This is a genomic window from Nocardia sp. CNY236 (assembly GCF_000482385.1).
Lineage (GTDB): Bacteria > Actinomycetota > Actinomycetes > Mycobacteriales > Mycobacteriaceae > Nocardia.
In genome coordinates this window covers 293,251-317,934 of record NZ_AXVD01000002.1, presented here as the reverse complement: position 1 = coordinate 317,934, position 24,684 = coordinate 293,251, and the positions used below count along the sequence as shown (strand labels likewise).

21 protein-coding genes and 1 pseudogene are annotated in these 24,684 nt (G+C 64.9%); 12 read left to right on the top strand and 10 right to left on the bottom strand.

Translation table 11 applies throughout. The features are described from left to right. Nucleotides 1-208, top strand: a pseudogene (locus K940_RS0103345) (DNA mismatch repair protein MutT); the annotation flags it as partial. A gap of 169 nt (nt 209-377) precedes the next feature. On the opposite strand, the gene K940_RS32835 reads toward K940_RS0103345, so the two are convergent. Both K940_RS32835 and K940_RS26770 read right to left on the bottom strand, forming a co-directional pair. Beyond that, nucleotides 378-557, bottom strand: coding sequence for a hypothetical protein (locus K940_RS32835; protein ID WP_028476362.1), 180 nt, complete (start codon nt 555-557; stop codon nt 378-380). A 180-nt stretch (nt 558-737) separates the two neighbouring features. Further along, entirely contained in the window at nt 738-2,300 is a 1,563-nt protein-coding gene (locus tag K940_RS26770) for an MFS transporter (protein WP_051406821.1), read from the bottom strand. Between the two features lie 113 nt (nt 2,301-2,413). Between K940_RS26770 and K940_RS26765 the strand changes: the two genes are divergently transcribed. The 5 genes from K940_RS26765 (at nt 2,414) to K940_RS0103310 (ending at nt 7,327) form a co-directional block, all read left to right on the top strand. Beyond that, on the top strand, nt 2,414-3,328 hold the full coding sequence (locus tag K940_RS26765; RefSeq protein WP_036527323.1) for a helix-turn-helix transcriptional regulator: 915 nt from the start codon (nt 2,414-2,416) through the stop codon (nt 3,326-3,328). 205 nt (nt 3,329-3,533) lie between these two features. Beyond that, on the top strand, nt 3,534-3,845 hold the full coding sequence (locus tag K940_RS0103325; RefSeq protein ID WP_028476361.1) for a hypothetical protein: 312 nt from the start codon (nt 3,534-3,536) through the stop codon (nt 3,843-3,845). Beyond that, complete coding sequence (locus K940_RS0103320) at nt 3,842-5,680, top strand: hypothetical protein (RefSeq protein ID WP_028476360.1); 1,839 nt, start codon at nt 3,842-3,844, stop codon at nt 5,678-5,680. Before K940_RS0103325 ends, K940_RS0103320 begins: the two co-directional genes overlap by 4 nt. Beyond that, nucleotides 5,677-6,021 carry a hypothetical protein gene (locus K940_RS0103315; protein WP_028476359.1) on the top strand — a complete coding sequence of 115 codons (345 nt, stop codon included), beginning with the start codon at nt 5,677-5,679 and terminating at the stop codon, nt 6,019-6,021. The genes K940_RS0103320 and K940_RS0103315 overlap by 4 nt, the downstream gene beginning before the upstream one ends. 424 nt (nt 6,022-6,445) lie before the next feature. Continuing rightward, nucleotides 6,446-7,327, top strand: a complete 882-nt coding sequence (locus K940_RS0103310) for an alpha/beta fold hydrolase (protein WP_028476358.1) — start codon at nt 6,446-6,448, stop codon at nt 7,325-7,327. A gap of 74 nt (nt 7,328-7,401) precedes the next feature. Here K940_RS0103310 and K940_RS0103305 read toward each other — a convergent pair whose 3' ends face one another. From K940_RS0103305 to K940_RS0103295, 3 genes are all read right to left on the bottom strand, one after another. Beyond that, nucleotides 7,402-8,334 carry a chlorophyllase gene (locus tag K940_RS0103305; RefSeq protein ID WP_028476357.1) on the bottom strand — a complete coding sequence of 311 codons (933 nt, stop codon included), beginning with the start codon at nt 8,332-8,334 and terminating at the stop codon, nt 7,402-7,404. A 176-nt stretch (nt 8,335-8,510) separates the two neighbouring features. Next, nucleotides 8,511-10,466, bottom strand: coding sequence for a cation-translocating P-type ATPase (locus K940_RS0103300; protein ID WP_028476356.1), 1,956 nt, complete (start codon nt 10,464-10,466; stop codon nt 8,511-8,513). Continuing rightward, the gene (locus K940_RS0103295; RefSeq protein WP_028476355.1) at nt 10,463-10,843 is read right to left on the bottom strand and encodes a helix-turn-helix transcriptional regulator; all 381 of its coding nucleotides are present in this window, start codon (nt 10,841-10,843) and stop codon (nt 10,463-10,465) included. Before K940_RS0103295 ends, K940_RS0103300 begins: the two co-directional genes overlap by 4 nt. 276 nt (nt 10,844-11,119) lie before the next feature. Here K940_RS0103295 and K940_RS0103290 point away from each other — a divergent pair, with 276 nt between their 5' ends. Then, nucleotides 11,120-11,620, top strand: a complete 501-nt coding sequence (locus tag K940_RS0103290; RefSeq protein ID WP_028476354.1) for a hypothetical protein — start codon at nt 11,120-11,122, stop codon at nt 11,618-11,620. Nucleotides 11,621-11,716: 96 nt separating this feature from the next. Next, on the top strand, nt 11,717-12,025 hold the full coding sequence (locus tag K940_RS0103285) for a DUF3467 domain-containing protein (RefSeq protein ID WP_028476353.1): 309 nt from the start codon (nt 11,717-11,719) through the stop codon (nt 12,023-12,025). Between the two features lie 258 nt (nt 12,026-12,283). On the opposite strand, the gene K940_RS0103275 is transcribed toward K940_RS0103285, so the two are convergent. Continuing rightward, nucleotides 12,284-13,339: an alpha/beta fold hydrolase gene (locus K940_RS0103275; protein ID WP_028476352.1), complete on the bottom strand. Its 1,056-nt coding sequence runs from the start codon at nt 13,337-13,339 to the stop codon at nt 12,284-12,286. A gap of 349 nt (nt 13,340-13,688) precedes the next feature. Here K940_RS0103275 and K940_RS26760 point away from each other — a divergent pair, with 349 nt between their 5' ends. Next, nucleotides 13,689-14,147 carry a DUF2752 domain-containing protein gene (locus K940_RS26760; RefSeq protein WP_036527322.1) on the top strand — a complete coding sequence of 153 codons (459 nt, stop codon included), beginning with the start codon at nt 13,689-13,691 and terminating at the stop codon, nt 14,145-14,147. A 61-nt stretch (nt 14,148-14,208) separates the two neighbouring features. On the opposite strand, the gene K940_RS0103265 is transcribed toward K940_RS26760, so the two are convergent. From K940_RS0103265 to K940_RS0103255, 3 genes are all read right to left on the bottom strand, one after another. After that, a complete protein-coding gene (locus K940_RS0103265; RefSeq protein ID WP_028476351.1) occupies nt 14,209-15,555 on the bottom strand; it encodes a M1 family metallopeptidase in 1,347 nt (448 codons plus the stop codon). Then, nucleotides 15,552-19,478, bottom strand: a complete 3,927-nt coding sequence (locus K940_RS0103260) for a Pls/PosA family non-ribosomal peptide synthetase (protein ID WP_051406820.1) — start codon at nt 19,476-19,478, stop codon at nt 15,552-15,554. Before K940_RS0103260 ends, K940_RS0103265 begins: the two co-directional genes overlap by 4 nt. 102 nt (nt 19,479-19,580) lie before the next feature. Next, on the bottom strand, nt 19,581-20,048 hold the full coding sequence (locus K940_RS0103255; protein WP_081706128.1) for a flavin reductase family protein: 468 nt from the start codon (nt 20,046-20,048) through the stop codon (nt 19,581-19,583). Between the two features lie 424 nt (nt 20,049-20,472). Here K940_RS0103255 and K940_RS0103250 point away from each other — a divergent pair, with 424 nt between their 5' ends. Beyond that, on the top strand, nt 20,473-21,294 hold the full coding sequence (locus K940_RS0103250) for a crotonase/enoyl-CoA hydratase family protein (protein WP_028476348.1): 822 nt from the start codon (nt 20,473-20,475) through the stop codon (nt 21,292-21,294). A 100-nt stretch (nt 21,295-21,394) separates the two neighbouring features. On the opposite strand, the gene K940_RS0103245 is transcribed toward K940_RS0103250, so the two are convergent. Next, nucleotides 21,395-21,886: an inorganic diphosphatase gene (locus tag K940_RS0103245; protein WP_028476347.1), complete on the bottom strand. Its 492-nt coding sequence runs from the start codon at nt 21,884-21,886 to the stop codon at nt 21,395-21,397. A 192-nt stretch (nt 21,887-22,078) separates the two neighbouring features. Here K940_RS0103245 and dacB point away from each other — a divergent pair, with 192 nt between their 5' ends. Together dacB and K940_RS0103235 are read left to right on the top strand one after the other, a co-directional pair. Further along, the gene (dacB, locus tag K940_RS0103240) at nt 22,079-23,563 is read left to right on the top strand and encodes a D-alanyl-D-alanine carboxypeptidase/D-alanyl-D-alanine-endopeptidase (RefSeq protein WP_051406841.1); all 1,485 of its coding nucleotides are present in this window, start codon (nt 22,079-22,081) and stop codon (nt 23,561-23,563) included. Nucleotides 23,564-23,576: 13 nt separating this feature from the next. Then, nucleotides 23,577-24,683 (top strand): zinc-dependent metalloprotease, encoded by a 1,107-nt coding sequence (locus K940_RS0103235; protein ID WP_081706115.1) that lies wholly within the window; start codon nt 23,577-23,579, stop codon nt 24,681-24,683. The last annotated feature ends 1 nt before the right edge of the window (nt 24,684 follow it).

The following is a 24,684-nucleotide window of genomic DNA, read 5'->3' as shown; positions in this document are numbered from 1 at the left end:
CATCGTCGCCTACACCGACGGCGAGATCCGTCAGCAGTACGAGAACACCTATATCGGCCGACCGGTCGCAGGAGAGCCGACGATCAACGACGAGGCCGACGGCGTCACCTTCGTATCACCGGAAAACTTGGACCAGTACGACATCCACCCGAGTATGCGCCAGCAGATCAGCGACTACCTGTCCGGCGACTACCCCTATCTCGGCTGATCCGGCAACGCCCTTTCGATCCGACCGGCTACCGCAAGAATCTCCGGCTCAGCGCGGCGGATGAACCGCCCCACAACCGAATCGGGGCCATAACGCGAGACGATCTCACCTATCCGTTCTGGTGGTGTTGTCGGTTCACTATGCGGAGTGGTGGTCATATCGCAGTAGGTCAGGGCATCCGACAGAAGTTCGTCGTCGAGAACGGGGAATTCGGTGGCCGGTTGGCAACCAAACGCACCACTCGCGCGTCGACATGGTGTTCATCGCGCAGGAACCGCGCTCCGTCCAACGGATGGAATCCGGTGATCACGAGTCGCCGCGCGTAGCCCACACTCGGTGGCAATCCCACGGATACCCGGTTGTCGGCCGCGACCCGTTGTGAGGACCTTCGGCACGCGATGGGCTGGAGTTCGGCATGGCGCCATGCCGAGTGATCGGGTCGGATATCGAAAACTCGACTGGACTCGAGCGACCACGAGCCCGGCTCGTAGTTGGGTACCGACCCCGCCGACGCATGGGTATAGGCAGGTCAGTGCGTGGGCGTTCTCGCTTCGGGTGTTCCCGGGGCGCGCGCAGCGTCCGTCGGTGCGGCGTCCCGGCTCACCAGATCGTCGCTGTTGGCCATGCCGGACGCTGGAATCCAGCGGATGGCGAGTAGCGCGAGCAGCGTGCACAGCAGTCCTGCCACTAGCCCCGCGGCGTGCAAGCCGTCGACGAACGCGGATTTCGCGTCCTGCACTACCTCAGTGTTCAGGCCTTGGATGTGAAGGGTTTCGGTGAGTGTGCCCGCCTGGTCGGGCCCGTTGGTGCGGAACACGAAGGCGGCGAGGGAACCGAGCAGCGCGATTCCGAGCGCGTTGCCGATCTCATTGCTCGTCTCCGCGAGGGCGGCTGCCGATCCGGCACGTTCGGTGGGAACGGCGGCGACGGCCGTCTCGGCGACGAGGCTGAAGGAAATGCCATAGCCGACGCCCGCCACAACGGCCGAGGCGATGAACCACTCCACGCCGTGGGTCGGACCGGTGAACAGTAACAACACCAGCCCCACTGCCATGAAGGCATGGCATGCGACGAGCGAGGTCCGCCTACCCACCCGCTCCACGACCGACGGCGTCACGATGCATGAGGTGGTCAGCACGGCGGCACCGGGCAGCACCAGCATGCCGGCGACCAGGACCGAGTAGTCCAGGACAGATTGTAGATAGGTGGCGCTGAGATAGGCGCTCGCCGACCAGGCGACCAGTGACAGCAGGCCGGTCAGGATGGCCACTGTGAAGGCACGTTCGCGGAACAACATGAGATCGATGAGCGGATGGTCGAGTCCGCGCTGGCGCCGGATAAACGACGTCAACAGGATGATTCCGAGTACCGCAGAGATTGCAGTGACCGGGGTTGTCCCGTAGGCGGCGACGTGTTTGATCGCGTAGGCGATCGCGAGCAGTCCTAGAGCGGACAGGGCGACGCTCAGGGCGTCGATGTGTCCGGGACCGGTCGAGCGTACTTCGCGCAGTACGACGGGTGCCGCGGTCAGGAAGATAAGCACGACCGGCAGGTTGATCAGGAAGACCGAACCCCACCAGAAGCTGTCGAGCAGGACGGCGCCGAGTATCGGGCCGATTGCGAATCCGGTGGCGAAAGTGGCTGCGAAGATGCCGATGGCACGTGCGCGTTGCCGCGGATCGGTAAAGAGTTCGCTCAGGACGGCGAGCCCGGAGGGCAGCAGGGTCGCGCCGCCCAGACCCATCAGAGCCCGCGAGGCGATGAGCATCTCGGCGCTCGCGGATAGTGCGGCGGCTGTCGACCCGATGCCGAACAGAGTCGCACCGACCAGGAGCAGCCGCAGGCGACCGTAGCGGTCGCCGATACTGCCGAACGCGATGAGCAGGGAGCCGACGACGAATCCGTAGATATCGAGTATCCACAGAGCCTGGTCCGCCGAGGGTGACACAGCCGAGGCGACTTCGGGCATGGCGAGGAAGAGAACCGATCCGTCCATGGAGACCAGGAGGACCGGGCCGAGTACCACCAGCAGACCCAGCCAGGCGTGGCGGTCGACTGAATTCGACCTCGGGTGGTCGGTCCGACTACTCATAGCCCGATGATGTTTCGCAAGCCGCGGCACAGCCATCCCCCTCCCGTGGGTATACCCGGAAGGGGCAGGCACGGACGTCGATCCCGCGGCAATCGCAGATATCCTCGGGGGATATGGAACCCGAAAGTCTCGGCCGCTTTCTCAAGACCCGCCGCGACCGCACAACCCCGGAAGCAGCGGGTCTGCTCCAGTACGCGACCGCCCGGCGGGTACCGGGGTTGCGCCGCGAGGAGGTGGCCCACCTGGCGGGGGTGAGTGTCGGTTATTACACACGGCTGGAACAGGATCAGGTGGGTACGGCCTCGCGACAGGTTCTCGACGCGCTGGCACGTGTACTCGGACTGGATCCGGACGAAGTCGTCCACCTGCACAATCTCGCCCGCAGATCGACGACGAACCGCATGGTGCGCCCCCGACCCGAGGTGCCGCATCCACGAGTGCTCGCTCTGCTCGCCTCGCTCGCCGATGCCACGCCCGCAGTCATCCTCGGACGCCGCGGCGACGTACTCGCCTGGAACCAGGTCGGGCACGCGCTGCTCGCCGAGCACATCGACGCGTCCGCGCCGTCGGAGTCTGTCCGCCGTCCCTCGATACCTCGGATGTTCTTCCTCGACCCGCTCACACGTGATCTGTATGCCAACTGGGACGAACTCGCCCGAGCGCACGTTGCTTATCTGCGATTCACCTCGGGGAAGTACCCTTCGGACGGCCGACTGGCCGAACTGATCGGTGAATTGCTCATGCGTAGCCCGGAATTCGCATCGCTGTGGTCGACCGGCGCGGTTGCCGACTGCACAGTCGGCACCATGCAGATGCGCCATCCGACGGTGGGAGAGCTGGTGGTCGACTACCAGGTCTGGCTACAGCCCGACAGCACCGATCACCGACTCGAGTTGTACACGCCGAAGGACGCGGCATCGGCGGACGCGCTGCGATTGCTCTACAGTCAGACCATCGCGGCCGATGGCGGTGGCGAACGATCCGCCGCGGTGCCGCCGGGCCGCACGCGGGCCGACGTGCTGCCCTGAATCCCCGGACCTGACCGAATCACCGGGGATATCTTGGGCGCAGATCTGTGGTGTCATTCACCCGTTCTGGTCCTACCGTTGTGCGAGATGCGTCCGCGGGTTCACCGACATCCGGGAAATGGCGTCCGGTGGGCTTCTATGCCATGATTCTGAAACGCGGTAGGTCCCGACGGTGTTGGGTCGTTGTGGAAAGCAGGGAGGGGCAATGCATTTCGTATCAGAGCAGGTACTGGGTATGGCTCAGGCGATCGAGCCGGCAGCTGATGCGACACGGGGGTATGCGGCACAGATCGAGCAGATCGGTTTCGAGTCTGCCCATGCTGGTCAGGATTACCGGCAGCAGGGACAGCAGCTCGCAGCGGGTGTCGATAGCGTTGTGAAGATGCTGCATTCGTGGTCCGAGGCATCTGGTGCGACGGCGGAGACTCTGCGCCGGTCGGTAGCCACGAATGAGTCGGTCGATCAGGACAACCGTGCTCGGATCGATGCTGCTGCCAGAGACCTAGGGGCGGGATGACCAATCCCGAACAGGAGTACCAGCGGGGCTTGACTGCCGAGCGGGCGGAACTCGAGAGGTACCTCGAGTACGACGGTAAGAAGGCATTCGACCGGCCGATCTGGAGTGATAAGCCGAAGATCACCGCCACCAACGTGAATGACATCCTCGATCAGGCCGCGCCAGGGCTTCAGTGGTTCAAGCTGGCCCTGGTGCGCTACCACCGCGTGTGCGACGTATTGGAGCTCGATGGGTTCGAGTCTATTGTCGTACCTTCGTTTTCGGTCGGAAACGAGTTGATCGACGGAGAGGTCATCGAAGCGTTCAAAGATCCCGAAGTCGAGATTGTTCGATTATGGGGCGAGCACTACGACCAGCAACGCAGTATGGATCTCTCTCGTCTGCGAGACCTGGCATCGACGTTCAGGGCTGCTGTTTCCGGCACGGGCACAGCCGCTTCGACGGAAGATATAACGCGGACTCTGGGCACCGTAGCCGACGCGCTGCCAGAGGTGTGGGAGGGAGCTGGGGGCAGTGCTGCGTTGGAGCATATATGCCGTCTTCACGCACAAGCCGATCTCCAGAACCAACGCCTGCAGGAGCTCGCGGCAGCCCTGGAAGCCTTACCGGACGTGCTCCTGCAGATCGTGAGGGACAAAGCGAATTTCATCGCCGGATTCGACACCCCGCAGTGTCCGGTCGCTGGGCATGCTATGCGGCTCAGTGGGGGGGAAGACCCGGTGAGCCACATCATCACTGTAGCTAAGGAAAGCTTCTTTCAAAATGTTGGCAGAGCGAGGGACGAGTTTGATCTGAGCGACCCCTACGCGGACGTTTCGGATGTGTGCAAGGACTGGTTGTCCAATCAATTCGGCCCGGCGGTGCGGGAGGCGTTCACCGCCTACGTCCATCAGTGCGGACTGGCCGACTATTACATACGCCAAGCGTTCAAGCCTGTGACGGACCTGGTGGAAGATCGCGACTCGCCATCGTTCCCGAAGCCGGACGACGAGCGCAAGCGAGCAGACGAACACACGCAAGAAGACGAACACAACAAAGAAGACAGGGGCGACCGCAAGCAACAGGCAGAGGAACCGGGGTCCTCATCGACTTATCCGAGCGTGGTACCGGCGCAGGTCACACCAGGAGTCGTCACCACGCCTGCGTCGGTTGCTCCCACAGCGCCCACTGGTTCGACGTTTCCGCAGTTCGATCCCATTCCGCCGGTTTCCGGTTCGGTCGGTCCTTCGGTTTCCGGTTCGGTCGGTCCTTTGAAGCAGGCAGTGGAGCAGGGCATCGATCGGATCGTGACGACGGCGCAGCAGGGGCTGAGCGCGCTCATCGATACCTCTTCCGCCGATACCCCTTCTGCCGATGCGCCTTTTGTCGACATCCCCTCTGTCGATCCGCCGATCGACGAGCCCGATACACCAGACGGGTCGAAGCTCTTGGTGGACTTGCACCTTCCTGGTGGGCGGCTGACGCTGACACAGGCGGAAGATGGGGCGGTCACGGCCACCGTTACCGGCCCCGATGGAGTAGCGCACCAGTACACACTCGGTATCAAGGATGGTGTCCCGTTTCTGACTTCTAGTGTCGAACAACCGAGTACTGCAGCTTCCGACGCGGCGAATCATGCTCTAGCATCTGGCGGCGGCGGTGAAGGCAGCAATGGGAGTGTCGCCAAGGCGATGTCCGACGCAGCGAGCGGTGGCGCAGGCAGTGTGGATCGGCAGGTGAATACCCAGGCTCCGCCGGCAGTCTCGCCGCAACCAGCACCGTCGACGCCCGCCGATGCTCACCAGCACGATGGGGTTCGAATCGATATCGATATCGACATTGGGGATCGGCAATGAACTATGCGGCCGAGATGGATCGAATACTCGCCGAGTACACAGCAGCCTCGCGGTTGGTGGTCAACGCTTTTCTCGATGCAGACGAGCGAGCGACTCGAGGCGGTGGGGAGTTGTCCGATACTCTGCAGAGAGAATTCCACCGCGAGCAGCAGCGCTGCGCGCCATCGGATGAGATGGAGCCACAGGAACCGACTGTCGAACGTGACCCGGTACTGCAGAAGGACATAGCGGTCGAGCGTACGTATACCCCCCGGCGCAGTAAGGAGGTCTACGTGCTGCCATCGGACTGGACCGATGAGGATGAAGAAGGCTACGGTCCGCCGAAATCCTGGCTCGTTTAGTTTGTCTCCAGGGGGAGTTTTGGCGCAGAACGCAGTCAGGTCGGCGAATTCACGGTGGCGTGATCTCGACAAGCAACGCTGAACACAACGACAGCGGTGCGACGGTTGGGCTCCCGCGGTCGATCAAAGGCCTTTTGGCGCCTGCCTGCCTCACTATCCGCGGTCCGGTCCAGCACCTGTCCAGCAAGTGTCGGCGCCCCACAAGCGCGCGAAGCGCGACCAGATCAGAACACTCACTGCCCAACGTGCAGCAGGATTCGGTGTGCAGGCTCCGGCTGTCGAGTCGGGAAGCGTGCCGCCGTGGGTTTGGACGCAGTGCGGCCGAGTCAGAGGAAGGGCAGGCGGTACCAGCGCAGCGAAGTGGTATGCCGATACCCCATAAAGTGATATGCTCATATCGGAAAACCGAATGAGAGGGAGGCTCATGCCCAAGATCGGACGATTCGTGAACAGCGAAGCGAAAGACGATTTCCTGCGCGCCTACGACGTTATGGCCGCCCAGTGGCCTCTACCATCGACCCGGTCCACCGTCGAAACCTCCTTCGGGACGACTGCGGTACGCACGTCGGGAACTGGACAAGGCGCGCCGATCCTGCTGCTACCGGGCATATTGGGCAATGGCCAAATGTGGCTGCGGTTCATCGAGGATCTGGCGCGCGATCATGTGGTGTATACCCCGGATGTGATGGGGTGGCCGGGACGATGCGAGCAAACCGCTCCCTTGCGTGACGAAGCCGACGTCGCCCGATGGCTGCTCGAGGTGCTCGATGGGCTCGGCGTGGACCGAATCCACCTAGCGGGAAACTCTTTGGGCGCCTGGCCCGCCATCCTCACCGCAGCGTCATATCCCGAGCGTATGGCGAGTCTGACCATGATCGAACCGGCCCCGGCCGCCCTCGTCAAGCCCCCGTGGCGGGTGCTGCTGAAGTTCCTTGTCGCGGGGATGCGCCCGACTCCGGAGCGGTTTCGGAAGCTCGGCAAGTGGCTGAATCCCGGGTACGAGCTCGATGACGACGAGTTCGCGGTTGCCTTGGCGACCACTAAATTCCGAACGGGCATGCCCTGGGCACGTCCGCTCACCGACGAGCAGCTGGATGCCATCACCGCGCCGATGCTGGTGCTCTTCGGTGCCGAGACGGTGGTCAACGACCCCGAGGTCACGGCGGCCCGGATTCGCAAGCACATTCCCTCTGCGGATATCCATGTCTACCCAGGTTTGGGACACGACGTGATGTGGGCGAATCCTGAGCAGGCGATTCCGCGTTTCCTGGACTTCGTCGACACCCACGATCCGGTCCGGACCTGACAGACCAGGTGTGCAGGTATCGCCAGCATGCCAACCTGTGTATCCGAATCAGGGCGAGTGGATTGCGCTCGAATTCACTTCGAGTCGATTCTTCCCAGTGGGGCGCTGGTGGCGGTCAGGGTTCCGCGGGCGGTGGGCCATGCGTCGTTGTCGAGGCCCAGTGCGGTACGCAGGTACGCCAAGGTGGCCCTTTGGACGAGTGCGACGCGCTCGGGGCTTTCATCGGTGGTCTGTGCGTCCTTGTCGCCCTCGACGCCGCCGAGTCCGTGTTCCGCGCCGAAGATGGTGAGCAGATCGGTGGCGCCCGGGCCGAGTAGGTAGCCATCGGTGAACCAGTCCGGACCGCGTACCGTCAGTGGCGAGTCGTCGTGGTCCCCGGCGACGATCAGGCTGGGCGTTTTCATCTCGGCGAAATCAGGGCTCATGAACGGGAAGTTTTCGGCGGCGAACGCAGTCAGGTCGGCGCCGCCGATTCCCGGCAGGGAAAGCAGCACGGCAGTGTCGATCCGCGGGTCGGCCATGCTTTCACCGGGGGCGCCGTTGGTGTCGACGACGCGCGCGCCCGCGAGCATGCTCACGGTCTGTGCGCCCCACGAGTGTCCGATGGCCGCGATGCGGTCACGGTCGACACGGCCGGCCAGTCCCGGTAGGCCGGCTTCCACACTGTCGAGTTGGTCGAGAACGGAGGTCAGGTCGGCGGCCCGGATACGCCAGATCAGTGGGGTGCGCGGGTCGTCGGAGGCCAGGTCGAGCGAGTCGAGATGGGTCGGTTGGACAACGACGAATCCCCGAGCTGCCCAATAGTCGGCCAGCGGGGCGTAGTCGTTCATGGACTTGGCCATGCCGTGTGAGAAGACGATGACCGGCAGGTCGTGGCCGGTCGTCGGTGCGGAGACTCGAACCTGTAGATCGTGGCCCCGGTCGGGTGCCGCCGGCAGGACCAGCTCGACCGAGCTGATCGGTGTGGTCGAGTCGGTGCTGACATCGGTCGCTGGTGCGTCGCTCATCTATTTCTTCCTCGGAGGTGTGATCAACCGTTGCATGCACCGATCCGGCAGCTATACGGATCGGTGTTCCGTATAAATTACGGAACACCGATCCGTTTAGCAACCGGTGGAAGTGGAGAGCCGGCCTCCAGCGACGCCGGCCGAGCAACCATCGGCGCCGCGTACGCGAGAGAGGGTCACGCCACGGCTGTGGCTGCAGGTGTCCGCGCCGGGGCTGCAGCCGGGGGCAGGCCTTGGATGCGTCCGGCGCGAACACCGTTGGCGATGACAATGATCTCAGCGAGTTCGTGTACCAGCACCACCGCCGCCAACCCGAGTGCCCCGATCAGGGCGAGTGGGATGAGGATGGTGATCAAACCCATCGACAGGCCGATGTTCTGGAGCATGATCGCCCGGGCGTGGCGGGCGTGGTTCAGTGCCTGGGGGAGGTGGCGCAGGTCTTCGCCCATGAGGGCGACGTCGGCGGTTTCGATAGCCACATCGGTGCCCATCGCGCCCATCGCGATGCCGACATCCGCGGTGGCCAGGGCGGGCGCGTCGTTCACGCCGTCACCGACCATGGCGGTGAACCGATCTCGCCGAAGCTCGGCGACCAGGCGGGACTTGTCTTCCGGACGTAGATCGGCGTGGACGGTATCGATCCCGGCTCGGCCGGCAAGTGCGGTGGCGGTGCGCGCATTGTCACCGGTGAGCATGGTTGTTCGGCATCCGGTCGCGTGCAGGCGAGCGACGACCTCTCGCGCTTCGGGTCGCAACTCGTCGCGTACGGCCACTGCGCCGATCACAGTGCCGTTGTCCTCGACCAGCACTGCGGTGGCGCCGGCATGTTGCATTCGTTCCACCTCGGCAGCCAATGGACCGGCCTCGATCCAGCCAGGGCGACCCAATCGTGCAGGACGCTCACCGATCCGGCCGGTCAAGCCGGACCCGGTGACCGCTTCGACGTCGGTGGCCGAGGCGACCTGGCCGGAGGCGGCCAGGATCGCTCCGGCGAGAGGGTGTTCGCTTCGCGATTCCAGTGCCGCTGCGACTATCAGGACACGATCGGATTCGACACCGTCGACAGTGGCGACCTCGACGACGACGGGGCTGTTCGCAGTGAGGGTGCCGGTCTTGTCGAGTGCGACCGTGCGGACCCTGCCGAGCGCTTCCAACGCGGCTCCACCCTTGATCAGCACACCGAACGTGCTGGCCGCACCGATCGCAGCGACCACTGTCACCGGCACCGAGATCGCCAGCGCACACGGCGATGCCGCGACCACGACGACCAGGGCGCGTTCGATCCAGGTGGCAGGATCGCCGAATATTGCACCGAATAGCGCGATCGCTGCCGCGGCTACCAGGATTCCTGGTACGAGAGGCTTGGCGACAGTGTCTGCCAGTCGTTGGGAAGCGCCCTTGCGGGCCTGCTCGGTCTCCACGATCCGCACGATCCGCGCCAAGGAGTTGTCCTGCGCGGTCGCGGTTACCCTGACTTCCAGAACTCCGGTGCCATTGATCGACCCGGCGAACACCTCGTCGCGCGGACCGACCTCCATCGGCACCGATTCCCCGGTGATCGCCGAAACATCCACCGCGCCGTGTCCTTCGGAGATCACGCCATCGGTGGCGATTCGCTCGCCCGGCCGCACCACCATCCGATCCCCAACCCGCAACTCCGCGGGTGTGATCATGGTTTCGATACCTGTGCGCAGCACGGTCGCCTGCTCGGGGACCAGGGACAGCAACGCACGCAGGCCTCGTCGCGTGCGCGCAACCGCGTACTCTTCGAGTCCCTCGCTGATGGAGAACAGGAATGCCAGCATTGCGGCTTCCCCTATCTCACCGAGCGCGACGGCGCCGATCGCCGCGACGGTCATCAGCGTGCCGACGCCTATCCTGCCCTTGGCGAGGCGCTCGAGGGTGGAGGGGACAAAGGTGTAGCCACCGACCACCAACGCGGCGGCCTGCAAACTCGGCTCCACCGCCCCTGGCGCACCGGCCCGGCCGCTGATGAAAGCAGTGATCAGCAGCACTCCGGACACGGCGGCTGCCCGTAGCTCGGTGATCTCCCACAGCCTTTCCGTTTCACGGTGATCGGGATCACCGATTTCGCCGGAGGGCTCTTCGTGGCTGCAGCAAGCATCGCTCATGCTCGAGTCGCCGTCCGGGATCCGGCCGAGGTGGTTCCGTAGTTCGGGCACAACGCCACCGCATTGCCCGTTGCGGCCAGCAGCGTCTCCGCCGATGCCAGCAGATCCATCAGCTCCGGACGAGTCAGGCTGTAGAACACTTGACGACCCTGCGGCCGCCCCACGACCAACCCACAGTCCCGAAGGCATGCGACATGCGCCGACACGGTGGACTGCGCCAAACCGAGTCCGGACACCAGGTCCGCGACCCGCGCTTCTCCGTGTGCCAGCCGGTGCACTATTGCCAGCCGCGTGGCATCCGACAGGCTATGGAACAGTGCGACTGCGGGATCCAAGCTCTGTGGGTCAGTCGGACACGAATGCTCCTTCATCGTCATGAAACGATGATAACAACAGATACCGTTTATATCGGAAATAGACGATCCGATGGCCAAGCGCACAGTTCTTGTTGCTAAAAAATAGCTGTGTCTCGTTCCGTGCGAGCTGCAGCACGGATTCGGGTAGTATTTCTCTCAATTGACATCGTATTTATCGCTGATTCAGCAGCATTTCTAAATCGTTGCATGCAAGTTGCTGTACTCAGTCGTCGTGTCCGTAAGAATGGGTCCGGTCCAACGAGTCTGTCCACTCAACCACTTTGGAGGGAAGCTCACATGGCACAAGACACGATGGCCGACCTGAAGCGCGGCGACATCGACGACATCCGGAATATCGAGATGCTGCGGCTGGCTGTCGATGAAGCGCGGCAGGAAGCCCAGAATGCTCGCCAGTATGCACAGCAGGCGCAGAATCTGGCCCGGCAGTCGCAGCAGCAGACGCGTCAGGTCTCTCATCAGGCGCAGCTGGCGCAGAACGAGGCCAATCAGGCCAACCAGCAGGCGCAGCAGGCTCGCCAACAGGCCATTGTGGCCCAGAATCAGGCCCAGCAGGCACAGAGTGAGGCCGATCGGGCGCAGAGCCAGGCTCAGCAAGCGCAGAGCGAAGCCAGCCAGTCCAATCAACGCGCACAAACGGCCCAGGATCAGGCTGATCAGGCCACTCAGCTGGCCCAGCAGGCCGAAGATCAGGCTGCTCGCAGCCAGGACCGGGCCATGCAGTGGGAACTGCAGTTGCACCAGCTGCGGCAGCAGGCACGGCAGATGCAGTCGCGGTAACGAGCGGTTCTTTCGACACTGAACGACGTCGGCGAAAGGGACCACTGTCGGCTCCGACCGTGTTCCCTTTCGTCGATCCGCGAAAGGTCGTTGCTGATGAGTGAACCGGCTCTACCGCCGCCCACCGTCGAAGTGATCGTGCCGGAGGCTCTGAGTGCCGGTGCCTACGCCAATGGGTTCACCTGCTGGTACAACCGCACCGACTTCACTCTCGATTTCCTGGTGTACCTACCAGGCGATCCGGGTGTGAACGACGCCGGGCAGCCAGTGGTGCATCAACCCACGCAGGTGGTTTCGAGGGTGAAGTTCCCGCCGGCGCTGATCTTCCGGCTGATGCAGATCTTGAACGACAGCATGAGCAACTATGAGCATCAGTTCGGCCCGATCGTCCACCTCGGGGAATAGTTCGCACGGGAGGAAGCCGTGTTCCGATCCAGCCCCATGACAATCCGAGTGAGCCCGGGGGAGCCGACCGTGGTCGTCGACGCTGCGGTCCGGTATCGAGCCGATCCGATCCGCGGGCGCCGCTATACCGTCACCGCACCCGAACCTGCGAGACGATCGACGGCGACGTGAGCACGGTGCGCGCCGGACGGCCCAGGTGAACATCGAGGGCACCCGAGTCGGGTGCCCTCAGCTGTGTCGAGAATCCATTGTCCCCGGTCAGCCCGCGATGACTGCGCGCGGTGGGTGGGCACGCCTGGCGATACTCGCCAACTCCGCGTTGAAGCGGTGCGCGGCTTCGATATTGCCCAGGTGACCGGTGGGCCAGATATGGTACGCGGCCAAGTGACCGGTTTTGCCGAGTGCGTCCGCGATGCGACGTGACATGCGTTCGGGCAGCAAGCGATCGTATTTGCCGGCGATCACCGTCGTGGGCACGGTGATCGCGGCGGTGGCCTCGGACAGGTCCATGTCGGCCAGTGCCGCGGCGTGCTTGCCTCGGCTCAACGGTCGACACGACCGTACGATGCTCAGTGCGAAGTCCACTTCGTCCGCGGTTGCATGCCTGGACATGATGCGCGCCTTGAGCGCCATGTTCGCCGGCCAGCCGCCCGGTAGTGGGACGGGGGCGGTTACCAGAGCCTCGGTGAGGACCATCGGCACTCGCACCGTGCGGCCGAGCACGGTCACCGGACGCTCGGCAATGGTCAGCGGCTTGTTCATCAGCGGCAGGACGTCACTGTCGTAGCGGATCTCGCCCGGGCTGCTGTTCAGCAGGACGATTTCGGCTGCACGCCGCTCGACCTGCTCCGGGTAGCGCTCCGCCCAGGCTTGCGCCGTGATGCCGCCCATGCTGTGCCCGACCAGCACGGCGCGTTGGCCGGGCCGAAGCGCGGCGTCCAAAACGGACGACAGGTCATCGGCCAGCGTTTCCTTGCTGGGTTCGGTACGGCCGAGTTCGCTGGCACCGTGACCGCGCTGGTCGTAGCAGATCACTCGATACCGGTCGGCGAAGGCGTTGATCTGTGGATTCCAGTATTCGATACTGCAACTCCAGCCATGGATCAGCACGATGACATCGCCATCGGCCGGGCCGTAGGCCTTCGCCCGCAGGCGGACACCGTCCCTGGTGGTGACCGGGATGACCGCATGCGGCGTCGTAGGGGCGTTCAGTGACGCGGTCTGGAAGGTTCGAGAACGTAGCCCAGCGCGGTAGGCGGCGGTCAGCGCGCCGTTGCGCGCGTCCGCAAGCGTCTTCATCGACTTCACCAGCATCGTGCACTCCTTTGTGTCCACCGCCACAGTACAGTGCAAGCTCAGTGCTTGCTAGTGCAAGCGCAGCGGGTGAAATTCTGGCGTTGTACCAAGGCGTACCCAGAATTCAATCCGGTCAAAGCAGGATTTCGGAAAAACATCGGGTAGGCCGAGCGTGTTCCTGAGTCGTTCCTGTTCCTGTTGAAGGCCGGTGCCGTTCCCGGCCCCAACTGGGTGCTCGTGGCCAGCGAGGGCGCTGTGGTTTCGTCGGGCGCTGGTGTTTCGTCGGGCGCTGTGGTTTCGTCGGGCGCTGCGGCATTTCGTCGAGCGCTGTGGCGGCCCCGACCGACCCCCGGCTACCGTTGGTTCCGTGGAAAGTGCGCACACTGCCCCTGACTCCGTCACCGGCTCGCAGGCCGAGTCCGAGACGGGTTGGCGCGGCGTGAGACTGCCCATACTGACGGCCGGCTTCGGGGTCGGCCTCGGCGTCCTCCTGCACGTGCGTGATCCCCACGTCGAAGGCTCCTACGGCGTATGCCCGCTCTACGCGCTCACGGGCTGGTACTGCCCGGGCTGTGGCGGTATGCGCGCGGTGCATCACCTCACCGACGGGCAGATCGGCGATGCCGTGCAGAGCAACCTCCTCGCGATCCCGTTGGTACTCGCGCTCGTGATATGGGTGACCGACTGGACGATTCGGGGGTGGCGTGGTCGGTCGATGCGATTGCCCTCGATGAGCCCGACCACGATCTGGATGTTTTTCGTGGCGATGGCGATCTACACGGGGGTGCGCAACACCCCGTGGGGTACCTGGCTCATACCGACGTAGCAGTCCCCATCGATAGCGACGCCGCGACTGTGGACATACCGAGTGCTGGGCGGTGTTGCGATCATGCGGTCGACATTCCGCCGGTGGGCGGCAAGTGAGGCAGGGACTGCCCGAGCAGCCAGTGTTCCCATAGCGGTCGTAGCGGTGCCAGGCTGTAATGGGCTGCGAGGTCGGTGAATTCCTCGGTGGTGACCGACGAATGTCGGTAGCGGATCGTCCAGTCGCGCAACAACGCGAAGAAGGTCGAATCACCGAGCTGTAGGCGCAGTGCGTGCAAGGTCAGCGCACCGCGTTTGTAGACCCGGTCGTCGAACATGCGCTGCGGCCCAGGATCGCCGATCACGATGTCCTGCGGTTCACGCGACAGGTTGTGCCGCGCCGCTCGAGCCAGTTGGTCGGCGGTGGGTCCGCCTGCCGCCTCGGACCAGATCCATTCGGCGTAACAGGCGAAGCCCTCGTGCAGCCAGATGTCTCGCCATTGTCGGATGGTCAGGCTGTTGCCGAACCACTGGTGCGCCAGCTCGTGCGCGACCAGTCGTTCGGCGCCACGGCGGCCGTCGCAGTGATTGGCTCCGAAGATCGACATACCCTGCGCCTCGATCGGGATGTCCAACTCGTCGTCGGTGACGACCACGGTGTATTCATCGAACGGGTACGGGCCGAACGCCGCCTCGAAGACGTCGAGCATCTGAGGTTGCCGGGCGAAATCGTGGTCGAAAACCACCCGCAGCGCGGGCGGCAGGATGGCCTGCATGGGCACCGAGGCACGCGGGGACCTCAGGCGATACTTGCGATACGGGCCGATCTGGACTGTCGCCAGATAGCTCGACATCGGCTCGGATTGCTCGTACACCCAGGTGGTACTGCTGGCCTTGGTCTGTTTACCCACCAGAGTGCCGTTGGCCGCCGCATAGTACGGCGAGTCGGTGGTGATCGAAATCCGATAGCGCGCCTTGGAACTCGGATGGTCGTCACAGGGAAACCATGACGCCGCGCCGTTGGGCTGGTTGGCCACCAACGCGCCTTCACCGAGTTCTTCCCAGCCGACATCGCCCCATGGCCCACGCACGGGTTTCGGGATGCCCTGGTAGTGCACCACCAAGACCAATGCACCGCCGGCCGGAATCCGATCTCGCGGAGTGATCAGCAACTTGCCGCGCTGATGGACGAATTTCGCGGCTTTGGCTCCATTGACGACCACCTTCGACACGCTCAGCGCCTGGTCGAGGTCGAGGGCGAACCGCGGTCGCGCCGCGGTGGTCACCGCAGTGATCGCGGCGCGCCCGGCGAGCCGATTACCGACAACCCGATAGGTCAATTCGAGGTCGTAACGCGAGACCCTGTACCCCGCATTTCCACTCTGCGGTAGGTATTCGTCGATGGGCGTCTCGTAGAATTTGCCCGTCATCGGTCCCCTCCGGGATCGCTGGCGAACAGCGGTGCGATCGGATTGCCCCACCATCGGGTCGAGGCGGGTACGGTGTCGCCCCGCATGACCAGAGACGCGGGGCCGATGGTGGTGTTGTCTCCGATGACCGAGGCAGGTAGGGCCACGCAGTGGGGGCCGAGGGTGGCGCCTGCGCCGAGAACCACGGTGTCCATCGTCATGATCCGATCGTGGAACAGGTGGGTCTGTACCACGCAACCGCGTTCCACGGTTGCGCCGTCACGGAGGGTCACCAGGTCCGCCTCGGGTAGCCAATAGGACTCGCACCATACTCCTCGGCCGATCGTCGCCCCTAGTCCACGAAGCCACAGATTCAGTACGGGCGTCCCCGTCGCCGCGCGCGCGAACCACGGTGCGGCAACTGTTTCCACAAAGGTGTCCGACACTTCGTTGCGCCACACGAACGAACTCCACAGCGGGTGCTCGCCACGAGCGATCCGCCCTACCAGCAACCACTTGGCAGCGATCGTGCTCACTCCGGCGACAGCGCCCGCGGCCAGCAGTACCACGCCACTGAGCAGCCCGGCTGCCAGGTACCCGACGGCTTGCGCCAGCCAGGCGAGTGTGTACAGCACACCGAGTCCGATGGCGAACGTCACCAGAACGGGCAGCAGTCGACAGGTTTCGACGATGCCGCGTGCAATGCGTAGGCGTGTGGGTGGGTCGAACGTGCGACCGGTGTCGGCACTGTCGGCCGCCCGACGTAGCCGTACCGGTGGGCTGCCCAGCCACGACGATCCCGCTTTCGCCTTGGACGGGGCCGCTGACAGCACGGCGACCAGGCCGTTCTTCGGCACCCGGCGGCCGGGCGCGGTCATTCCGGAGTTACCGAGAAAGGCGCGTTTGCCGACCTTGGCCGCGCCGATGTGCAGCCAACCGCCGCCGAGTTCGTATCCGGCGACCATGGTGTCGTCGGCCAGAAACGCACCATCGGCCACCGTGGTGAACCTCGGTAGCAACAATACGGTGGAGGCCTCGACGCTCTTGCCGACCTTCGCACCGAGCAAACGCAGCCACATGGGCGTGAGCAAGCTGGCATACAGTGGGAACAGAAAGGTGCGTGCGGAGTCCAGCAACCGCACGGTCGCCCATGCCTGCCACCCGACACGGCTGCGCACCGGATGGTAGCCCTCGCTCAGGCCGATGCTCAGCAGCCGGACCGCAGCGATGATTGCCACGGCATACACCCCGAGGCCGAGGACGGTAGCCACGGGAAGGATCGTGAAAGACCTGGCGAGTGTTGCGGTCAGTGTCGGTATGTCGTGCACATTCCACGCGAGGAACGCACCCCCCGTGCCGAGGCCGAGTATCGGCATGGCGGCCAAAGCGATCGACGTCAGGCCGAACACGGCGACCCAATGCCTGGCGCGGCGAGGTGTCTGCGATGGCCAGCGGTGTCGAGCCCTACCGACCTTCTGTGCGGGCGAACCGGCCCATTCTTGTTCCGCTTTCACCCTGCCCACCACTGCCGAACCGGGCGCCACTTCGGCGTTCTTGCCGATACTCGTGCCGGGCAGCAGGATAGATCGGGAGCCGACGACTGCGCCGGGACCGATGGTGATCGGACCCACTCGCACCGTGTCGCCATCGATCCAGTAGCCGGACAAGTCCACTTCCGGCTCCACGCTGCATCCGTCGCCGAGTTCGAGCATGCCCGTTACCGGTGGCAGAGAGTGCAGGTCGACCCCCTTACCTATCGTTGCGCCCAGCGCTCGCGCGAACGGCACCATCCACGGTGCGCCGGCGAGGTTTTCGGCGCCACTGGCTTCGGAGAGTCGCACAGCCGCCCACAAGCGCAGATGAATGGCGCCACCACGTGGATAGTTTCCCGGCCCCACCCCGCGCAACAACAGGCGCGCACCTACCACACAGATCGCCATACGGCCGGGCGGGGAGATGAACAGCAGGAACGCGGTCAGCGTCCACCACCCCGACGGGTGTGGCAGCCACGGCAGCGAGTCGGACCAGGCGGCAATGTGTGCCACGATCGCCAACCAGGTGAGCCATTGCAGGCCAGTGAGTGTCGTCAGCGGCAGTGTGGCCAGCACCTGCGCCGTCTGCGCAAGCCGCGGCGTCGGACGCACGACCCGTTCGGTGGTGGCGACAGCGGGCGTGGTTCGTTCCAAGAATTCGATCAGTGCGCCGAGCCGAGGGTGGTCGTAGAGGTCGGCAACGGTGACGTGCGGGTAGCGTTCGCGCACCGCGGCCACCAGTAGTGCCGCAGCGAGAGATCCCCCACCGAGGTCGAAGAAATCGGCCTCGAGGTCGTCGACTCGGGCACCGAGAATCGAATCCCATAGTCCGGCAATCCACTGCGCTGTGCCGGTGAAGGTGGAATGGTCGTGCTGCGTGCCGCCGGGTAGCGGCCACGGCAGCGCATCCCGGTCGATCTTGCCCGAAGTCCGGGTGGGTAGTTCGGCGACGACCACGAGTCTCGGGATCAGTGGGGCCGGAAGTTTTTCGGCGAGCAGGGCGCGCGCCGCCTCTGTGTCGAAGTCGGAGTCCGGTCCGGTCACGTAGCCCACCAGGACCCTGTTGCCCGCTGTCGTGGTTCGCAGTGCGGCTGCGGCGCCGGTGACGGCGGGTAGGTGCTGCAATGCATCGTCGATCTCACCGAGTTCGATCCGGCGGCCGCCCAGTTTGATCTGGTCGTCGGCACGTCCCAGGAAGACCAGACCGGGACTGTCGTTGCGGACGAGGTCGCCGCTGCGATAGGCGCGCTCCCAGCCGACCGACGGCAGCGGTGCGTACTTCTGCGCGTCCTTCACCGGGTCGAGGTAGCGCGCGAGTCCGACGCCGCCGATGACCAACTCGCCGGATTCCCCCTCGGCTACTGGCTCGCCTGCTCGGTTCACCACGACGAGATCCCAACCGTCGAGCGGAAGCCCGATTCGGATCGGCCCCCCCGCGTCCAGACGCGCGGCACATGCGACGACAGTGGTCTCGGTGGGACCATAGGTGTTCCATACTTCGCGTTCTGCGTCGGTACAGCGTTCGGCGAGCTCGGGAGGGACGGCTTCGCCCCCGAAGATCAGCAGACGCACTGTGTCCAGCGCTTCTGCCGGCCAGGTCGCCGCCAATGTCGGCACCGTCGAGATGATGCTGATCTCGCGTCGCGCCAGCCAGGGACCCAGGTCCGCACCGGTGCGCACCAGTTCGCGAGGAGCGGGAACCAAGCAGGCGCCGTTGCGCCAAGCCAGCCACATTTCTTCGCAGGAGGCGTCGAAGGAGACCGAGAGTCCGGCGAGGACCCGGTCGCCGGGACCGATCGGATCTTCGCGCAGAAACAGGCTCGCTTCCGCGTCGACGAAGGCGGCAGCGCTGCGGTGTGTGACAGCGACGCCTTTCGGTGTTCCCGTCGAGCCCGAGGTGAAGATGATCCAGGCGTCGTCGTCGGGTCCCGGCAACTGCGTACCCGTGTTGCTCGGCGCGTCGCCCTCCACGTCGGGGAGGTCGGTCGTGGTGGTCTGGATGCCCGCGACGGTTACGACCGCGGTGACCTGCGCTTCGTCGAAGACCAGGCGGGCACGCTCGTCCGGGTCGTCGGCATCGACCGGTACATAGGCGGCCCCGGTGTAGAGCACCGCCAAGATGGTGGCGTAGAGCCCGGAGGCGCCCGACGGCATGCGTACTCCGACGCGATCGCCTCGGCGTACGCCCGCCTCGCGGAGGCGCTGTTCGATCGGCCCGATTTCGGCAACCAACTCGCTGTAGGAGAGCACCACCTGGCCGTCGTCGAGGGCAGGGGCGTCGGGATACGTGAGCGCCGTTGCGGTCAGAACGTCCACGAGGGTCCTGGCCGCGGGTGCGTGCTCGCCACGCAGCAGCGAACGCCCCGGTGCGTCGAGCTCCGTCGCGAGCAGGGTGCTCGGTGCACCTGTCATCGACTTGCCTCACATTCCTGTCGTCGCGCAACGGGTTGGTTGCCAACACCGTTTCGCGCGTGGGCGCCGGATCGGTCCCGGGCGCCGCAGTCGCGCATCCGATCAGTCGGCCAACGAGCTGGGGCGGTGGTAGCGCCCGTCGTAGTAGAGCAATGGGGCCGCGGCGGGCTTTTCGTCGGTGTTGTCGTGCACACGGGTGACCAGTCCGACGATGAGGGTGTGGTCGCCGATGGGAATGAGTCGGTGCACCGTGGCGCGCATCCAGATCGGCGTGCCGTGGAGGACCGGTTCGCCGGTATCCAACGTGGTCCACAGCGAGTGATCGGTGAAGCGCTCCTCGGCGATCCGCGAAAACCGCCGGGCCAAGTGCTGCTGATGCTCGCCGAGAAAGTGGATGACCACGGAGTCTGCTTCCAGCAGCCCGGACAGGCTCGAGGAGGTGTGCGCGATGTTGAACGAAACCAACGGCGGGTCCAGCGATAGCGACGCAAAGGACGTCGCGGTGAAGCCGACTGGACCGCGTGCGCAATTGAGAGTGACGACAGTCACGCCTGCGGGGTAGTGGCGCATGGACGCGCGATATTGTTCGGCAGTGATACCGCTCAGATCATCGGGTATCCGAAAATCCGTCTCGGGCCGTGGTACTTCGGTCACACGACGAATTTACGCTCGTATTCCGTGCCGTTGCGGTGCGGGCGTGCAACTTGTTGATCAGGATCAGCGTGGCCAGGGCCAGCGATACCGGGAACCCGGTACGGATAGTGGCCCGCCATGGGTAGGCGCTCGGTGACGAAACCGGCGCGGGCGGGACATGGTTACCCGCAAGGGCCTCTTTCTCGAAATGTGCAGACCCGCAAAGGTCGATTCGACTGCCCGGATTCACCGTTCGTACCTGCGAAGGCTTCCGATCACGGCGGCCGCGAGGCACTGCAGGAGATCTCGATCACTGCAGGTCCCCGGGTAACCTGCACGGTGGATCCGACATACTGTGAGGATGACAGACTGGCTGGCTTTCACCGTCGAAACGAAGGACAACGTCGCCCAGGTGACGTTGACCGGACCCGGCAAGGGCAACACGATGGGTCCGGACTTCTGGCGAGAGCTGCCGGAGATCTTCGGCGGGCTCGATGCCGATCCCGAAGTCCATGCGATCGTCCTGACCGGCTCGGGTAAACACTTTTCCTACGGCCTCGATCTGTCCAGCATGGCCGGGACATTCGGGCCGCTGCTGGCCGACCGTGCGCTGGCTGCCCCGCGCACCGACTTCCTCGGTGAGGTGCGTAGGTTGCAAGCCGCGATCACCGCCGTGGCCGACTGCCGCAAGCCGGTGATCGCCGCGGTGTCCGGCTGGTGTATCGGCGGTGGGCTGGATCTGATCGCCGCCGCCGACATCCGCTACGCCAGCGCGGACGCCACGTTCAGTTTGCGAGAGGCGAAGATTGCGATCGTCGCCGATGTCGGGTCGTTGCAGCGGTTGCCCGGCATCATCGGCGAAGGACACCTGCGTGAACTCGCCTACACCGGCAAGGACATCGATGCCGCGCGCGCGGAAAAGATCGGCCTGGTCAACGATGTCTTTCCGGATCAAGAAGCGGCGCTGGACGCCGCACATGCCACCGCGCGCGAAATCGCCGCCAATCCTCCGCTGGTGGTGCAAGGTGTCAAGGACGTCGTCGACCAGCGTCGCAGAGACGAGGTTGCCGCAGGTCTGCGCTATGTCGCAGCGTGGAATGCCGCCTTCCTTCCTTCGGAGGACCTCACCGAGGCGGTACAGGCCGTCTTCGAAAAGCGCGCTCCCGAATTCCGCGGCCGGTGAGTGGGAATCCGCGGTGAGTGGGACTCCGAAGGACGCCGCACACTGACGCACGGCGAAATCGGGGAGTCCAGAGGGTCTGGACTCCCCGAGGGGCGCGGCTTCAGTGCTCGCCCTGGTCATTCAGCCGTTGGATGGAGGCTGCGATTTCGGCTTCGGCCTCGCTACGACCGACCCATTCCGAGCCCTTGACGAACTTGCCGGGCTCGAGGTCCTTGTACCGTTCGAAGAAGTGCTTGATCGCGGCCAGCTCGAACTCGGGTACGTCCTTCAGATCTTGGATGTGGTCCCATCGCGGATCGCCGGCGGGTACACACAGGATCTTGTCGTCACCGCCCGCTTCGTCGGTCATTTTGTACATCGCGACCGGGCGGGCCTCGACGATCACGCCGGGAAATACGGAGTCGGCCAACAGGACCAGCGCATCGAGCGGGTCGCCGTCCTCACCGAGGGTGTTGTCGATGTAACCGTAGTCGGCGGGATAGACCATGGATGTGTACAGGAACCGGTCGAGGCGTACCCGACCGGTCTCGTGATCGACCTCGTACTTGTTCCGAGAGCCCTTGGGGATCTCGATGGTGACGTCGAACTCCACGTCGTCTCCTTCGGTGCGTCGGTGCCGAGCCCGCGGACTCGGCTGCTGTCTCGGCAACTGTCGACTGTCTCGGTAACTGTCGACTCGGCCACCGCGCAGGCGCCGACTCGCCAAGTTGTTCGTGGGAACAGTTGCGCAACGAGGATAGTGTTGTCGGCGAGGGTATGGGTGCGGCAGGTGGCTGCTGCCGGAATGGGTCAGGAGCGCGGCGGCAACGTGTTCGGTGGAGACGAGAAGATCGGTGTGCTGGCCACTCGGCGGCGCCACCGCAGACTGATGGCGGTATCGATCGCGCTGGTGGTGGTCCTCGCAGGCGCTGTCGCGGCGGTGGCTCTGGTGCGGCCGTGGACCGACGAATTCCGACACGGCAAGCTGATCGTCGCTGCCGCACCCGCACTGGTCGAGTCGGCGCCTCGGGTGCTCCCGGCCCGTTCGAACGCGCCCGCACCGAGTCCTGCCGGGATTGCCGCGGCACTGGCTCCGGTCATCGGAAACCCGGATCTCGGCGCCTTCGCGGGCCAGGTCAGTGACCCCAACAGTGCCTCGGTGCTGTGGAGTGCAGCTGCGGACACACCGTTGGTTCCCTCGTCCACGGCCAAGGTGCTGACTGCCGCGGCTGCCCTGCTCACGCTGCCCGTCGACCATAGGGTGACCACCGCCGTGGTCACCGGTGCAGCTGCGAACGAGTTGGTACTGGTCGGTGGTGGCGACCCGACGATCACCGCTGAGCCGGATGGCAAGGGCTACTACTCGAATGGCCCACGGTTGTCGGATCTGGTGGCGCAGATCAGGTCGACAGCCCGTCCAGTGGACACGATCGTGGTCGATACGTCCGCCTACGCGGGTCCGACCATGGCCTCGGGCTGGGATCCGATCGACATCGGCGACGGCTCGATTGCGCCGATCGAGCCGGTGATGATCGACGGCGGTCGGTCGCGGCCATTGGTCCGGTATTCGTCTCGCACGACCACCCCGGCGCTGGATGCAGGCAAGCGTTTGGCCGCCGAACTCGGGCTGGATCCGGCTCGAGTGCGGCCGGGTGTGGCGCCCGACGGTGCGGTCGAGATCGCCAGTGTGCGGTCGGCGCCCCTGCGTGAGCGGCTGCACGACATGATGGTCTACTCCGACAACGTCCTCGCTGAAGCGATCGGGCGCGAAGTCGCGGTGGCGAACGGCGGCGAGGCGTCCTTCCGGGGCGGAGTGGCTGCGATCCACGCGGCGCTGAGCGCGGCTGGTTTCGATATGTCCGGCGTGGATATGCACGACAGTAGCGGACTGTCGGTCGATGATCGTATTCCCGCACGATTGCTCGACCAGGTCGTGGCGACCGCGGCCAAACCCAACGGAGTGACCGCGGTGCAACCGGCGGGCACCAACGCCAAGCCGGAGCACGATCGGACTGCGGCCACCTTGGCGCCCATGCTCGACACCCTGCCGGTCGCGGGTGCCACTGGCTCACTGACCGACCGTTTCGTCGGCAGCGATCGGGAAGGGGCGGGCTGGGTGCGGGCCAAGACCGGAACATTGTCGGTGTCGAGCGCGTTGGTCGGGTATGTGCTGGACGCCGACGGGCGGGTGTTGACCTTCGCATTGATGTCGAATGATCGACCCCCGGAGGTGAGCAGGCCCGCATTGGACGCGATCGCAGGCACGCTGCGAAACTGTGGATGCTCGTGATGGGTGGTTGAGTATGGCCCAGGAAGGTTCCGATACCGCGGAGTTCGGTTCGACGTCGGTGGGTGAGAGGCATCGGCGCCGCTCGAGTTTTTCCGGCGTGGTCGATTGGCGGTTGGCTGCGCGCACGGGAGCGGCTCTGGTGCCCGCGGGGCCGCAGATCTCGCGCTATACCGCCGAGCAGGTTGTCGCCGAGCTGGGCGCTGCCTCGGAGCGCGCCGAGGGGCCGGTGCGTGAGGTGAGTGGGTTGCTGGACGGCCGGCAGGTTCCCATGGCCAAGATTGTCGATCGCCCGGGCTGGATCGAGGCCACTGCGGATTCCATGGCACAACTCACCGATGGCGACAGCCCATCTGCCGAATGGCGGCTGCTCGCAGGCAAGCCCGCAGGCCTCCAGGCCGGCGCGATGCTCGCATTTCTGTCCACCGCGATCCTCGGCCAGTACGATCCGTTCACCGGGGCGGATGGAACGTTGTTACTGGTGGCGCCGAACGTCGTTGCCGTGGAACGTGCGCTCGGTGTGTCGCCGAGTGACTTTCGCCTCTGGGTTTGTCTGCATGAAGTGACCCATCGGGTGCAGTTCTCTTCGGCGCCCTGGCTGGCGGAATACATGCGCACCAATGTGGAGGTACTCGGCGAGGCCGGAGACGAGCCGTTGATCGATATCGTCTCTCGACTGGTCGACGCGGTGCGTGCCCGCCGCGGGGCCGCATCCGACGACCCGACCACGCGCGGGATGGTCGGTCTGCTGCGCGCTACCCAGGCGGCGCCGCAACGTGAGGCGCTGGATAGGCTGTTCGTGCTCGGCACTCTGCTGGAGGGACATGCCGATCACGTCATGGATGCGGTCGGTCCTGCGGTCGTCCCGACGGTGGAGCAGATTCGCGGGGCTTTCGATCGGCGCCGTCGGCGCCCCGGCAACCCGGTCCAACGGGTGATGCGTGCGCTGCTGGGTGTCGACGCGAAGGTTGCACAGTACGTGCGGGGCAAGAAGTTCGTGGACGAAGTAGTCGCCAGTGTTGGCGTGGCGCGGTTCAACACGGTGTGGTCGGAGCCCGACACGCTGCCTCGGCCCGAGGAGATCGAATCCCCTACGCGCTGGATCGGGCGCGTGCTCGGCTGAC